Origin of the sequence: Streptomyces sp. LN549 (genome assembly GCF_043203805.1) — a bacterium.
Classification (GTDB): Bacteria; Actinomycetota; Actinomycetes; order Streptomycetales; family Streptomycetaceae; genus Streptomyces.
Map to the genome: position 1 here is coordinate 7,317,725 of NZ_JAZHRI010000002.1, position 14,273 is coordinate 7,331,997.

A 14,273-nucleotide genomic window follows, 5' to 3' on the forward strand; every position below is an offset into this window, starting at 1 on the left:
GCCCGCCCCTCCATACTTCCGCCAAGGAGACCGAGATGCTGGACATCGCCGAGGAGCTCGACCGGTGGGCCGGGCAGGGACGTGACTTCGCCGTGGCCACCGTCGTCGCCGTCGGCGGCAGCGCGCCCCGGCAGCCGGGTGCGGCGCTCGCCGTCGACCGCGACGGCACGGCGATCGGCTCGGTCTCCGGCGGATGTGTGGAGGGCGCGGTGTACGAACTGTGCCGACAGGCCCTCGACGACGGCACGACCGTGCGGGAGCGGTTCGGCTACAGCGACGAGACCGCCTTCGCGGTCGGTCTGACCTGCGGCGGTGTCATCGACATCCTCGTGACTCCGGTCAGGGCGGACGATCCCGCCCGCCCGGTGTTCGCCGCGGCGCTCGCTGCCGCCTCACGAGGGGAGGCGGCAGCGGTGGCCCGGATCACCGACGGACCCGCCGAACTCCTCGGCAGACCCCTGCTGGTCCACCCCGACGGCAGTCACGAGGGCGGGCTCGGCGGCCACCCCGAGCTGGACCGCACCGCGGCGGCCGAGACCCGCGCGATGCTGGACGCGGGCCGCACCGGCACCCTCACCATCGGGGCGGACGGCTCGCAGTGCGGGCAGCCCCTCACGCTGCTCGTCGAGTCCAGCGTCCCGCCGCCCCGGATGATCGTGTTCGGGGCCATCGACTTCGCCTCCGCACTCGTGCGGGCCGGGAAGTTCCTCGGCTACCACGTCACGGTGTGCGACGCCCGCCCCGTCTTCGCCACGAAGACGCGTTTCCCGGACGCCGACGAACTGGTCGTCGACTGGCCGCACCGCTATCTGGCCGGAACCGACGTCGACGCACGCACCGTCCTGTGCGTACTCACGCACGACGCCAAGTTCGACGTGCCGCTCCTGGAGGCGGCGCTGAAACTGCCGGTCGCCTACGTCGGCGCGATGGGCTCGCGCCGCACCCACCTGGAGCGCAACGACCGGCTGCGCGAGGCCGGCGTCACCGAACTGGAGCTCGCCAGGCTGCACTCGCCGATCGGCCTCGACCTCGGGGCCCGTACGCCCGAGGAGACGGCCCTGTCGATCGCCGCCGAGATAGTCGCCGACCGGCGCGGCGGCAGCGGTGTCCCGCTGACCGGCGCCCACACCCCGATCCACCACGGCGGCGCCCTGGCACCGGCCGGGCGGATCGGCTCCGTTGCCTGAACACCGCCCGAATCACCCGAACCGACAGGCGGGTTGCCGCCACGGCATATTCACGCCAGCGCGAACCTCACCGCAGCCGCCGATTTAGCGGTAGATCAGCTGCATGACATTCACACCCTCCACCGGTTCCGGCCGGGCGAGACCCGATCGTGCGGGACGAAGAGCTCTCCTCATAGCCACCTCCGTCGCCCTGGTGAGCGGCGCCCTGCTGCCCGCCACGGGGGCCGCGTCCGCGGCCGAGGGGCCCACACCCTCCGCCGGCCGGCAGGCCACCCCGGTCGAGCGGCACGACATCACCCTGGTCACCGGTGACGTCGTCCACTACGCCGATGGTGCGGGCAAGCAGGACACCGTCACGGTGGACCGCCCCGACGGCGCGGTCGGCGGCGTGCACGTCCAGCAGGCCGGTGACGACATCTACGTCCTGCCCGAGGAGGCCCAGAGCCTGATCGCCGCCGGCAAGCTGGACCGCCGCCTCTTCAACGTCACAGCGCTCACGAAGATGGGCTACGACGACAAGAAGACGGCCGGCATCCCGCTGATCGCCACCTACCCGGTGACCAAGGGCCGTTCGCTGCCGGTCGCCCCGCGCGGCAGCAAGACCGTCCGGGCGCTGGAGTCCATTCACGGTGCGGCGCTGAAGGCCGACAAGGACACCACCCGCGCCTTCTGGGACGACATCGCGCGTACCTCCACGGCCCGTTCGCTGGACAACGGCATCGCGAAGCTGTGGCTCGACGGCCGCGTCGAGGCGGCGCTCAAGGACTCCGTCCCGCAGATCAACGCCCCGCAGGCGTGGGCCGACGGCTACGACGGCAAGGGCGTCAAGGTCGCGGTCCTGGACACCGGCATCGACGCCGACCACCCGGACGTCAAGGACCGCATCCTGGAGTCCAAGAGCTTCGTGCCGGGCCAGGACGTCGACGACAAGCACGGCCACGGCACGCACGTCGCGTCCACGATCGCGGGCTCCGGTGCCGCGTCCGACGGCGTCAACAAGGGCGTCGCCCCGGCTGCCGGTCTGCTCGTCGGCAAGGTGCTCGGCAACGACGGTTCGGGTGCCGACTCCGGCATCATCGAGGCGATGGAGTGGGCGAAGGCGGAGGGTGCCGACGTCGTCTCCATGAGCCTGGGCTCCAGCGTCCCGGACGACGGTTCCGACCCGATGTCCCAGGCCGTCAACGCGCTGTCGGCCGAAGGCGGTCCGCTCTTCGTGATCGCTGCGGGCAACGCGTACGGCGCCGGCACGATCGGTTCGCCCGGCTCGGCCGAGAAGGCGCTCACCATCGCCGCCGTCGACAAGCAGGACAACCGCGCGGACTTCTCCTCCATGGGCCCGCTCGTCCGCTCCTACGGCCTCAAGCCGGACCTCTCCGCACCTGGCGTCGACATCAACGCGGCCGCCTCGCAGTCGGTCCCCGGCATCAGCGGCATGTACCAGTCGATGTCCGGTACATCGATGGCGACGCCCCATGTCGCGGGAGCCGCAGCCATTCTGAAGGAGCGTCACCCCGACTGGTCCGGTCAGCGCATCAAGGACGCGCTGATGACCTCGTCGAAGGTGCTGCCCGCCTACACCCCGTACGAGCAGGGCACCGGACGCGTCGACGTGAAGGCCGCGATCGACACGAAGATCGAGGCCACCGGTTCCGTCGCGGTCGCGTCCTACGCCTGGCCGCACAGCGCCTCCGACCCGGTTGCCGAGCGGACGATCACGTACCGCAACAACGGTACGGAGGACGTCACCCTCGATCTGGCGACGGACACCGACGTGGACGCGTACACGCTGTCGGTGAAGCAGCTGACCGTGCCGGCCGGTTCGACGGCCGAGGCCGTGCTCTCGCTCGACCCTTCCAAGGTCGCGAACAACACCACGTTCTCCGGGCAGGTGATCGCGAAGGACGCCTCGGGCGCCATCGCCGCGCACACCGGCTTCGCGCTGAACAAGGAGCAGGAGCTCTACGACCTGACGCTCCAGCTCCGCGGCCGCGACGGCAAGCCGATGGACGGCCAGGTCGTCCTCGCTCTCCTCGGCGACCCGTACCTGGATGTCGTCGCCGTCCCCGGTGACACCACGCTGCGGCTGCCCCCGGGCAACTACACCGTTTGGGCCGCCGTCGACATCAAGGGCGACACCGCCGACTCGAAGGCCGTCGCCTTCCTGGCAGCCCCCGAGATCATCCTCGACAAGCCCACCACTGTTGCTCTCGACGCCTCCAAGGCCCACAAGGTCAGTGTGCGGACGCCGCAGGAGACCGAGACCCGCCAGTTGCGCTACGACATGGCGCGCATCGCACCGGACGGCACCGTCCAGCGCGACGCGTTCCAGATCCCGATGATGTACGACCAGCTGTGGGCGAGCCCCACCAAGAAGGTCACCCAGGGCAGCTTCAGCTTCCTGACGCGCTGGCGCCAGGGCGAGAAGCTGCTCGACCTGACGGCAGACGGCCGCGATGTCCCGGTGGCCGTGCAGAGCGGTTCGGCCCTCGCCGAGGACAGCCGCCAGCAGCTCGGCAGCGTCTTCGCGGGCAACGGCGCCACTGCCGACTACCAGGGCCTCGACGCCAAGGGCAAGGCCGTCGTGATCCGCAGCAGTGACGCGGTGGCCCCCGCCGACCGGGCCGCTGCCGCGATCGCCGCCGGCGCCAAGGCGCTGTTCGTCGTCAACGCCGGCGACGGCGTGCTGATGGAGTCCTACGCCGACTACGGCACCACGCTGCCCATCCCGGTCGCCTCGGTCCAGCGCCTCGCGGGCGAGAACCTGGTGAAGGCCGCCCAGCACGGCAAGAAGGTGACCGTCGACCAGCGGAAGTTCGCGAGCTACGTGTACGACCTGGTCGACCGCCACGACGGCACGATCCCCGATCGCTCGCTCGCCTTCGCCCCGTCCACCCGTCAGCTCGCGAAGGTGGAGAACACCTTCTACGGCGACCGGGACGCCCTCGGCGGCGGCTACCGCTACGACATCCCCGACTACGGCTACGGAATCGGCTTCCCCGAGTACGAGAAGTACCCCGCCACCCGCACCGAGTGGGTCAACCCGCTGCCGGGCGACTCGTTCTGGTACGAGGACCACACGGTGCTCGACCAGAGCGGCACGGACAGCTCGCTGGAGGAGCGCAGCGGCAACCTGGACTACACGGCGGGCCACACCTACCCCGCCGACTGGTTCGCGCCGGTCACCCGGCCGCGTCTGGGCACCGGGTACTGGGGTCCGTTCCGGTCCGCGTCCAACGACATCCAGTTCAACATCACGCCGTGGACGGACGCCGGCACCGGCCACTCCGGCTCCATGCCCGACAAGGAGTACGACGGCAGCACCACCTCCGCCTTCTACCAGGGCGACACACTGATCGACGAGACGCTCGGCCGCGCGGGCTACGCCTGGGGCCTCTCGCCCGAGAAGCTCCCGTACCGGCTGGTCCTCGACGCCTCGCGCAACGCGGAGATCTGGAAGACCTCGATCCGGACGCACACCGAGTGGAACTTCCACTCGGGTCAGCTCGACCCGAACGGTCCGTCGCAGGCCGACATCCCGCTGCTCCAGCTGGACTACGACGTCAAGACGGACCTGGCCGGTGACGCGAAGGCCGGGAAGTGGACCGAGATCGGTCTGTCGTCCACCACGCAGGAGTGGCTGGAGGGCGCTGTGAAGGCGACGAAGGCCTCGCTGTCGGTCAGCTACGACGACGGCAAGAGCTGGAGCGCGGTGCAGCTGAAGAAGGACTCGGCCGGTTCCTGGACCGCCCGGTTCAAGACCCCGCAGAAGGGTGCCACCGCTGTTTCGCTCAAGGCGCACGCCGAGGCCGGCGACGGTCTCGCCGTGGACCAGGAGATCATCCGGGCCTTCGGCCTGAAGTGACCTGCTGAAGTCCTCACTCAAGGCGGCCGCGCATCCCGGGAACGGGGTGGGCGGCCGCCTTCGTCGCGCTCTTCCGATGATCAAGATCCGCTGACCGCGCCGGGGGCCGCCGCTCCCGCCGCCCGGGAGCGACGGGCCCCGGCGCGCGCCACCACCGCCGCGCACACCAGCGCCGGGGCCGCCGCGAGCGCGAAGCACAGGGCGAGCGGCAGCCGGTCCACGAGCAGACCGACCACGGCGGTGCCGCCCGAGGACCCGGCGTTGAACGCGGTGTTGACCCAGGCGCCCGCCTGGGTGCGCCGGTCGGCGTCCACGGACTCGTCGGCGATCAGATACGCGGTCGTGAGCGCCGGGGCGACGAAGAGCCCGGCGACCGCGACGACGGCGATCAGCACGTACAGACGGGGCGACACCCCGGCCACCAGCAGCGCCGCGCCCAGTGCAGCGGCCACCACCGGCAGCCGCACCCGGCTCGAGGACTTCCACCGGACCGCCCCGTAGGCCAGACCGCCGACGGCGCTGCCGGCCGAGAGGGCGGCCAGCACCCACGACACCGTCGCCGCCTGGTGGAGCCGCTCGGTGAACGCCACCACCAGCAGATCGAGCGCTCCGAGACACAGCCCCACGGCGGCCGTCACCAGGACCGCGTGGCGCAGGGCGGCGACGCCGTGCAGCCGAAGCCGGGGCGCGGTGGGCGCGTCGGCCGGAGCCTGCGCCTTGCGCTCGCGGGACACCGCCGGCGACGACACCAGTGCCACCGCACCCACGAACACCAGCACGGCGCCGGCCAGCACACCGGCCGCGGGCCGGCCGGCCCGCACGATCACACCGACCAGCAACGGACCGGTGACGTAGAGCAGTTCCTCGGCGACTCCGTCCAGGCTGTACGCGCGCTGGAGCAGCTCCCGGTCCGGGACGAGACCGCTCCACAGCGTCCGCATGACCGGACCCAGCGGCGGAGTGCAGGCACCCGCCGTGACGGCGAGCCCGACCAGGACGAGAGGCGGCGCGCCCGGACGCCAGGTGGCCAGGGCGATCATGGTGAGCAGCGCCGCGTACAGCCCGGCCATGGGCGGAAGGACCCGGCGCGGCCCGTGCCGGTCGATCAGGGCGGCACGGGCGGGGGAGAGGCAGACACTCGCGGCCCCGAACAGGGCCATGGCGCCTCCGGCGACGGAGTACGAGTCGGTGGCGTCCTTGACCGCGAGCAGGAGGGAGAGGGGGACGACGCCGTACGACAGCCGCCCCAGCAGCGCGGCGGCGAAGGTGCGCGCGGCATGGGGGGTCCGCAGGACGGTGGCGTACGAAGGCGCGCGCGAGGGCGCGGAAGAAGGCGTGAGCATGATGACGATTCCTCGTGAGGGCAGCGCGGGAACGCGGCGCTGCGGGCATGCGGGGACACCGGAGTGCCGCACCCGGGACAGCGGGTGCGATCAGTACGGCGTCCTACGCACGAGGAAATGACATGCCGGCAAATTAGCAGAGGGGACAGCCCTTAACCAGTGGTCTCCGGATTGGCCGCCAGGATGGCCTCGGCGGCCGTCCACAGCCGGGGCAGGAACCGGGTGACCTCCTCGCGGCGGGCCAGGATGTCCGCGGTGCCCGTGATCCCGGTGAGTTCGGCCACGGCCGCCTCGAACGCGGGCAGCCGCGCGGCGTGCAGCGCGGGGGCGTCCACGGCCAGCACCGTGTGGCAGCGGGCGAGCGTCGCGACGATCCAGAAGACCGCCTCGCGGTGCTCGCCCCGGTCGAGAAGTTCCAGGCTGCCGCCGACCGCGATGGGGCGCGCCTGCTCGGTGAGGTCGCTGCTGAAGAAGAACGGGGTGCGTGCCACCGGGACCGTGGCGTCGAACGTCCGCGTCAGTTCGGCCACATGGTGGCGCACCTGCCGCGCGGAGACATCGGCGCATCCGAGGAGTGCCAGCAGCTCCGGGTACAGCTCCGGCTGCCCGTACGTGGTGAGGACGTCGCGCGCGGCCCGGTAGCGCAGCCGGACGGTGGGGTTGCGCAGCGCGGCGACCAGCAGGACGTGCGTGGTGACCCCGGTGGGGAACATCCAGGCCGGCACCTGCTCGTGAAAGGGGACGGACGTGTCGAACGCGGCGAGACGGCTCTCGACGCGGTGCCGGGCGTCCAGACACCGGCGGCGCACCTGGCTCCGCTCGGCGAACCGAGGCGAGACGGCTGCGTACAGGCCGCGCAGCGTGCCGGTGGGATCGTCGATGACCGCGTCCGTCCGGAAGCTGCCGGCGAGGTGGTACGAGGAGAGCACGGCGTCCGGGTCGCGGAGGTCGGCCCACGGCACGTAGCTGATCTCCAGCAAGGCGTCCTCGTACCGGAGTTTGCCGGGCTTGGCGGGTGGGGTGTCCTCCTCCGTGACGACCACGACGTCGACGTCCGACGAGGGTGCCAGCTCGGCGTCGTCCGGCCGCCCCACCGTCGACCCGCTGAAGTACGCCCCGCGATAACCGGGGGCGGAGCGGGCGTGTGCGGACACCCAGTTGGCAGCGGCGGCACGTGCCTGTCCGACTCTCACGACGGGACTCCAAAGGAACGGGAAAGGGGAGGGCCGGCGGGTCGGCGCCCGGGCCGTTCCCCCCGACTCCTACGGGGTGCGTCCGCCGTTCGTCAAGCGCCGACGCCCGGTTCCCGCTCCCACGCCCGGCCGCCGGGTATGGTCGTTTTCGTTCCGCAGGCCCGTCCCCCATGCTCCACGGCGAGGTGCGCGATGCGAAAGATCATCTATTCCATGTCGATCTCCCTCGACGGCTTCATCGAGGGACCGGACCGGGACATCAGCTGGCACCGGGTCGACGACGAACTCCACCGCTACTTCAACGAGCGGATCGCCACGATGGGCGGGTTCCTCCACGGACGGGTCGTCCATGAGCTGATGGCGGATTTCTGGCCCACCGCAGACCAGGACCCGGCCAACGCCGGGCCGATGGCCGAGTTCGCCGTCATCTGGCGGAACATGCCGAAGTACGTCTACTCCAGGACGCTGGAGCGGGCGGACTGGAACACCACCGTCGTGCACGACGTCGTCGCCGACGAGGTCATGGCGCTGAAGGAACAGCCTGGCGGCGACCTGGCGGTCGGCGGCGCCGACCTCGCCGCGTCATTCGCGGAGCTCGACCTGATCGACGAGTACTGGGTCTACGTCCATCCGGTCCTGATCGGCCGGGGCAAGCCGATGTTCCCGTCGACGGACGCCGTGACCGCACTCCGGCTCGCGGGAACCCGGACCTTCGGGAACGGGGTCGTGGAGCTGCGGTACGAACGTGCCGAAACACCGTCGCGGGACTGACCGTCGGGGGCGTCGGCCGCGGATCGGACCGGGGAGAGGAAGCACATGGCACTGGGCGTCGAGGACCACTTGGCGGTCATGGAACTGATCGCCCTGCACGGGCACCTGGTCGACGACGGTGAACTGCACCGGCTGGAGGAGCTGTTCACCGACGACATCGTCTACGACATCACGGACCTCGGCCATGGCTCGCTGACCGGGGTGGACGCCTTCCGGGACGCCGCGCTCGCGATGGGCTCGCTCAACCCGGTCGGGCACCACGTCACCAACATCGTGCTCACCGATCTCGGTGACGGGCAGGTCGGCGCCCGGTCCAAGGGCATCGGTGTCAACGCGGACGGCACGTGCGGCAGCGTGACGTACGAGGACACCGTCGTGCGGGGTGAGCGGGGCTGGCGCATCAGCTACCGCAAGGTCATCACCCGGCGCACACCCCTCAGCGCCCCGTGAGGCGCCCGCCCGTCAGCGGGCGCCTCCGGCAGGGCGCTCAGGCCTCCAGCAGCCCCGAGGTGTCGAGCACCTGACGGATCGCCCGGCCCGAGGCCAGCTCCTCCATCGCGTGGTTGACCTCGTCCAGCGCGAGCGTGCCGGTGTGCATCTCCTCCACCGGCATCAGCCCCGCCCGCCACAGATCCAGGAACCGCGGGATGTCGCGTCGCGGGACCGCGTCACCCATGTACGAGCCCAGCAGGGACTTGCCCTCGCCCGCGAAGGCCAGGGCCGGGACCTCCAGGACGCGGTCGGGGGCGGGCAGGCCCACCGAGACGACCTTGCCGCCGCGGGCTACAGCTGCCAGGCACTCCGCCATCACCTTCGGGCTGCCCACGGCCTCCACCGCCACCTCGGCCCCGCCGGACGTCAGTTCGCGGATCGCGCCGAGCGCCTCGTCGGGGGCGTACGTGTGCGTCGCGCCCAGGCGCAGGGCCAGCGCGCGCTTCTCCGGCACCGGGTCGACGGCGACGATCGGGTACGCGCCCGCAGCCCGTGCCCCCAGCACCGCCGACAGGCCCACACCGCCCAGTCCGTAGACCACCGCCGACTGGCCGGGGCGCAGGGCGGCCGTGTTGATGACCGCGCCGGCGCCCGTGAGCACCGCGCAGCCGAACATCGAGGCCACGGTGAACGGGATGTCGCGGGGGATCGGCACCACGGACTCCTGGGCCACGACCGCGTACGAGGAGAACGCCGAGACGCCCAGCTGGTGGTGGACCGTGGCGCCTGAGGCGTCGGTCAGCAGCGACGGGCCGTGCAGCAGGGCGCCGGACCCGTTCGCCGCGGCGGCCTGCGCGCACAGGGCCGGGCGGCCCGCCGCACAGTCGGCGCAGAAGCCGCAGCTCGGCACGAAGACCAGGGCGACATGGTCACCGGGGGAGATCCGGTGGACGCCGGGTCCGGTCCCTTCGACCACGCCGACCGCCTCGTGGCCCAGGGCCATCGGCAGCGGCCTGACCCGGTCGCCGTTGACGACGGAGAGGTCCGAGTGGCACAGGGACGCGGCCGCGACCCGGACCAGGACCTCGCCCTCGCGCGGGGCGCCGAGGTTCAGCTCCTCCACCTCGACCGGACGGGTCCGTGCGTAGGGCCGGGCGTTCGATATCCCGCGCAGGACGACCGCACGGGTCTTCACGCGGTCACTTCCTCGCGCGGCGCGCAGCGCAGGACGTCGCGGCTCTCCAGGAGCGGGACGACCTTGCCGAGCACGATTTCCTGGAAGTGCGGGGTCGCGCAGTGCGTGGTGAAGTCCGCCTCGGTCGCGTACTCCTCGTAGAGCACGATCGCCCGCGGGTCCTCGGTGCCCTGGTGCACCCGGTAGGCGAGGTTGCCGGGCTCCTGGCGGGAGGCGGCGGCCATGGTGTCGAGGAGCGGGAGGACGGTGTCCTGCTCGCCGGGCCTCGTGCGGTAGCGGGCTACGACTACGTATGTCACGTCGGTACTACTCCTGGGGTGGGACTGGCCTCTTGAGTGCGGCCGGCGGGACCGGCGGAAGCTGGTCGCGGCGCAGATGCCAGAGGCGGGGGTCGGACGTGGCGGCCGCGGCCGACCCGAGGGCCAGCGCGAGCGCCACGTCCGCGGGGCACTCCACGAAACCCGCGGCCACCGACGGGGACATCGCGCGCTGGGCCTGCGCGCTCATCCGGGCGATGATCGGGGCGGGCATGACTTCGACCAGGTCCGGCGCCCCGCGCGAGATCGCGTCCGTGGAGCGGCGCAGATTGGACCGGTCGGTGACGAACACCTTCATCATCGTCAGCAGGCCGAGCGGTCGGCCCTTCTCTATGAGCGAGAGCCGGGTGCTGACCACGCCGTGCGCGCCCATGTTCCTGATGAACTCCAGCGCGCCCCGGTCCTGCGCGAGACCGGGGCTGCTGTCCACGTTCACGAACACGAGCTTCCCCGCCCGGCCCAGCGCCGGCACGACCTGGGGCAGCTGCCCCACCGCGAACGAGGCGAGGATGCACACCTTGGCCGGTGCGGTCAGGAACTGCCGCAGCGGCTGGGTGCCGACGACCGACGCGATGACGGGCACCTCGGCGAACGCCGAAGTGAGCCGCGGATCGAGCGGTGCGCCGGACCGGGACGGGGAAGGGGTCATGGCAAAGCCTGCCTGGGAAGAGGGGTTCGCGGCTGCTGCTGGGTCAGTTCAGCGGAGACGTACCGAATCGGCTGGGAAGGCCCAGTTTGCCAGGGTTGAGAATGCCGGCCGGGTCCAGGGCCGCCTTCACCGCGACGAACGTCGCGAAGCCCGCACCCAGGGATTCCTCCAGGTAGGGGCCGCGCAGCAGCCCGCAGCCGTGGTGGTGGCTGAGCGCCGCCGCGTGCTTGATGAGGACGGCGTTGGCGGCGTCCCACACCGAGCGGTACCAGTCACGCCGCGCCCCGGGCGCCACCTCGCCGCGCAGCGAGAAGTACACGCAGGCACCGTCGGTGTACGCGTGGGACTGGTGGGCAGAGGCCGCCAGTGTGCCCTCCACCGACTGGATCGCGGCGACAACCTCGTCGTAGATCACCGGCAGATCGGCCCAGGAGGCCGCCATCTCCAGGGTGTCGGCGACGAAGCCGGGGCCGGGCGTGAAGCCGTCGGCGGACTTCCCGACGATCATCCGCTCGTCCAGCCAGCGCTCGAAGACCGCCTCGGAGTCCAGCTCGGGGCCGTACGCGGAGCAGACCTCGGCCGCCACCTTGATCGAGGCGTCCACGATCGCCGGGTCGCCCTCGTCGGCGATCAGCAGGAGGTTGGTCTCCGGATGACCGAAGTGGGTGCCCGACTCCAGGGCGTCGTACAGCCGGAGCACGGCCGGCGTCGCACCGCGTTGCATGATCTTGCGGCAGGCGTCCAGGCCCTCGGCGAAGGTCTCGAAGCCGAACGCGACGGCGTTCGCGTACTCCGGCAGCGGGTGGACGCGCAGCCGGGCCCCGACGATGACGCCGAGGGTGCCCTCGGAGCCGATGAACAGCTGGCGCAGGTCCGGGCCGACGGCGGCACGGGTGTAGTCGCCGTACGTGGCGCGGGTGCCGTCCGCGTGGATCACGTCCACGCCCACGACCATGTCCTCGATCTTGCCGTAGCGCGTCGAGAGCTGACCGGCGCCGCGGCAGGCGATCCAGCCGCCGACCGTGGAGACGGCGAACGCGGACGGCCAGTGGCCGGTCGTGACGCCGTACTCCTCCTGGAGCTGCTTCTCGAAGAGGTCGCCGAACATGCCGGCCTGGACGTCCACCACGTTCGACTCGGCGTCGAAGCCGGTGATCTCGTTCAGCGCGCACACGTCCAGGACGACGCCGCCGAACACGGGCAGCGCGGCCCCCGTGACGTTCGAGCGGCCCGCGGACGGGGTGACCGGGATGCCCGCCTCGTGGCAGATCCGCAGCACGGCCGCGATCTGGTCCGCGTCGGCCGCCTCGACGACCACGGCGTCCGGCGTCGCGGGACGGCCCTCGGTCTCACCGATCATCGAACCGGCCCACCAGTCACGGGTCCGGGTGACCACCTCGTCGCGCTCCACGTGCACGGCGTGCGCGGCCTCGCGCAGCGCCTCGACCACGGACGCGGGGACCTCGACGGGGTTGACCTGGAGCGCGGCCTCGCCGTCGCCGATCGGGGTGTTCTGCGCCCACTTGGCGAAACTGGGGGCGCCGATCGTGTAGTTGCCCCGGTTGAACGGATGGGTGATGGTCTGACGGCTGATCATGCTGCTGCCCCTTCGAGGAGTACGGACTTTTCGTGACGGACGGCCGCGAGGTAGTCGGAGACGGAGCGCTCCACCTCGGCCTCCGTGAGGTTCAGTTCGCGGCCGAGGATCGCGCCGACGGCACCCGCCGCATCGGCGGAGGCGTCGCGGGCGAAGAGCCGGGCGCGCATCCGGCGGGAGAGGACGTCGTCGACCGAGCGGGCCAGTTCGGCGCGCGCCGCGTAGACGACCTCGGCCTTCGTGTAAGGGAGCCCCGCGACGACCGGTTCGGCCAGCGTCGGGTCCTCCTGGATCAGGTCGCCGACGAAGCGGGCCTCGGTGCCGAAGCGCTCGCCCAGGTGCGCGGCGATGCCACCGGACGCCGCCACGGCCTCGGCGTCGTAACCGGCGCCGCCCAGCAGCGGAAGGTCGGTGGTGCGGCTCCTGCCCTTGCGGCCCAGGACCGTCATCACCTTGTCGATGACCAGCTCGCCCATGTGCCGGCTGGTGGTGAGCTTGCCGCCGGTCACCGTCACCATGCCGGTGCGGCCGACGCTGATGTGGTGGTCGCGCCGCATGTCGAGCGTCGCGCCCTCCTTGCCGCCGACCAGCGGACGCAGCCCGCCGATGGACCCGACCACGTCGTCCGGGGTGAGCTTCCCCTCGAAGGCGGTGTTGGCGCCCTCCAGCAGGAAGTCCATCTCCTGACGGGTGCAGTGCACGTCGTCGGGGGAGCCCTGGTAGTCCTCGTCCGTGGTGCCCAGCACCACGGAGTTGCCCCAGCGGGTGCACGTCGCGCGGCGGGCCCGGCCCGGGATCGGCACGGTGACCGTGCAGTTGATCCGCACCTTGTCCCACGGCACCACGATGTGCACGCCCTTGGCCGGGCGCACCTGCGGCCGGTGGCCGTCGACGGCCTTCGCGTCCAGCTCGTCGGTCCACACCCCCGTGGCGTTGACGACGGCCCGCGCCCGGATGTCGACGCTGTCGCCGTCCACCTCGACCCGGGCCCCGGCCACCTTGCCGGCCTGCATCAGCAAGCCCTCGGCCTTCGCCCCGTTGAGGACGGTCGCACCGAGCGCCGCGGCGGTCCGCACGATGGTCAGGACGAGACGGGCGTCGTCGGTGCGGGCGTCGAAGTACATCAGCCCGCCCCGGAGGTTCTCGGCGCGCAGCGTCGGCGCCTGCGCGAGGACCTCCGGAACGGTCAGCCGCTGGTGCAGCTTGCCGATCCGCCAGCCGCCGACCAGGTCGTACGTCCACAGCAGACCCTCGAAGCCCTTGGCGAGCCGGGCGTCGAAGATGCCCTCCTTCTCCAGGATCGGGAAGAGGAACGGCAGCCGGTGCACCAGGTGTGGGGCGTTCTTGCGGAAGCGGTGCCGCTCCAGGAGCGAGTGGCGTACGAGATTGACGTTGCCCTGCTCGATGTAGCGCAGACCGCCGTGCACCATCTTCGAGGACTTCGACGACGTGCCGGAGGCGAAGTCGTCCTTCTCGACCAGCGCCGCGCGCAGCCCGCGCGAGGCGGCGTCCAGCACGGCGTACGCCCCGGTGATGCCGCCGCCTATGACGAGCACGTCGTACGTGTCGTCGGCCAGCTGCCGCTTGGCTGCCGCGCGGTCGAGCAGCAGGGGGGTGCGGCGGGTGGCCGCGGCGCTGCGCCGCGGTTTCCGGGCGGGCATGGTGATCACAACATCAACTCCTGGTGGTTCGGTGCGGCGGCCGTGTGGTCGGGAAACCGGCCGCCT

11 protein-coding genes are annotated in these 14,273 nt (G+C 71.7%); 4 read left to right on the forward strand and 7 right to left on the reverse strand.

Annotated features, from left to right (window positions below; translation table 11 throughout):
* The first annotated feature begins 35 nt into the window (after nt 1-35).
* Together SH922_RS32700 and SH922_RS32705 are read left to right on the forward strand one after the other, a co-directional pair.
* Complete coding sequence (locus SH922_RS32700; RefSeq protein WP_393062160.1) at nt 36-1,187, forward strand: XdhC family protein; 1,152 nt, start codon at nt 36-38, stop codon at nt 1,185-1,187.
* Between the two features lie 103 nt (nt 1,188-1,290).
* Nucleotides 1,291-5,049, forward strand: a complete 3,759-nt coding sequence (locus SH922_RS32705) for a S8 family serine peptidase (protein ID WP_393062161.1) — start codon at nt 1,291-1,293, stop codon at nt 5,047-5,049.
* Between the two features lie 80 nt (nt 5,050-5,129).
* Here SH922_RS32705 and SH922_RS32710 read toward each other — a convergent pair whose 3' ends face one another.
* Both SH922_RS32710 and SH922_RS32715 read right to left on the reverse strand, forming a co-directional pair.
* The gene (locus tag SH922_RS32710) at nt 5,130-6,392 is read right to left on the reverse strand and encodes an MFS transporter (RefSeq protein WP_393062162.1); all 1,263 of its coding nucleotides are present in this window, start codon (nt 6,390-6,392) and stop codon (nt 5,130-5,132) included.
* A 152-nt stretch (nt 6,393-6,544) separates the two neighbouring features.
* A complete protein-coding gene (locus SH922_RS32715; protein WP_393062163.1) occupies nt 6,545-7,585 on the reverse strand; it encodes a hypothetical protein in 1,041 nt (346 codons plus the stop codon).
* Nucleotides 7,586-7,777: 192 nt separating this feature from the next.
* Here SH922_RS32715 and SH922_RS32720 point away from each other — a divergent pair, with 192 nt between their 5' ends.
* Nucleotides 7,778-8,356: a dihydrofolate reductase family protein gene (locus SH922_RS32720; protein WP_393062164.1), complete on the forward strand. Its 579-nt coding sequence runs from the start codon at nt 7,778-7,780 to the stop codon at nt 8,354-8,356.
* Nucleotides 8,357-8,401: 45 nt separating this feature from the next.
* Nucleotides 8,402-8,806 (forward strand): nuclear transport factor 2 family protein, encoded by a 405-nt coding sequence (locus tag SH922_RS32725; RefSeq protein ID WP_393062165.1) that lies wholly within the window; start codon nt 8,402-8,404, stop codon nt 8,804-8,806.
* Between the two features lie 37 nt (nt 8,807-8,843).
* Here the strand turns inward: SH922_RS32725 and SH922_RS32730 are convergent, their stop codons facing one another.
* The 5 genes from SH922_RS32730 to SH922_RS32750 are packed head-to-tail and all read right to left on the reverse strand — an operon-like array spanning nt 8,844 to nt 14,216.
* Nucleotides 8,844-9,983 (reverse strand): zinc-binding dehydrogenase, encoded by a 1,140-nt coding sequence (locus SH922_RS32730; protein WP_393062166.1) that lies wholly within the window; start codon nt 9,981-9,983, stop codon nt 8,844-8,846.
* A complete protein-coding gene (locus tag SH922_RS32735; RefSeq protein ID WP_393062167.1) occupies nt 9,980-10,282 on the reverse strand; it encodes a putative quinol monooxygenase in 303 nt (100 codons plus the stop codon). Before SH922_RS32735 ends, SH922_RS32730 begins: the two co-directional genes overlap by 4 nt.
* Before the next feature lie 7 nt (nt 10,283-10,289).
* Complete coding sequence (locus SH922_RS32740; RefSeq protein WP_393062168.1) at nt 10,290-10,949, reverse strand: glycerol-3-phosphate responsive antiterminator; 660 nt, start codon at nt 10,947-10,949, stop codon at nt 10,290-10,292.
* Between the two features lie 43 nt (nt 10,950-10,992).
* On the reverse strand, nt 10,993-12,546 hold the full coding sequence (locus SH922_RS32745) for an FAD-binding oxidoreductase (RefSeq protein ID WP_393062169.1): 1,554 nt from the start codon (nt 12,544-12,546) through the stop codon (nt 10,993-10,995).
* Complete coding sequence (locus tag SH922_RS32750; protein ID WP_393062170.1) at nt 12,543-14,216, reverse strand: FAD-dependent oxidoreductase; 1,674 nt, start codon at nt 14,214-14,216, stop codon at nt 12,543-12,545. Before SH922_RS32750 ends, SH922_RS32745 begins: the two co-directional genes overlap by 4 nt.
* Nucleotides 14,217-14,273: the final 57 nt, after the last annotated feature.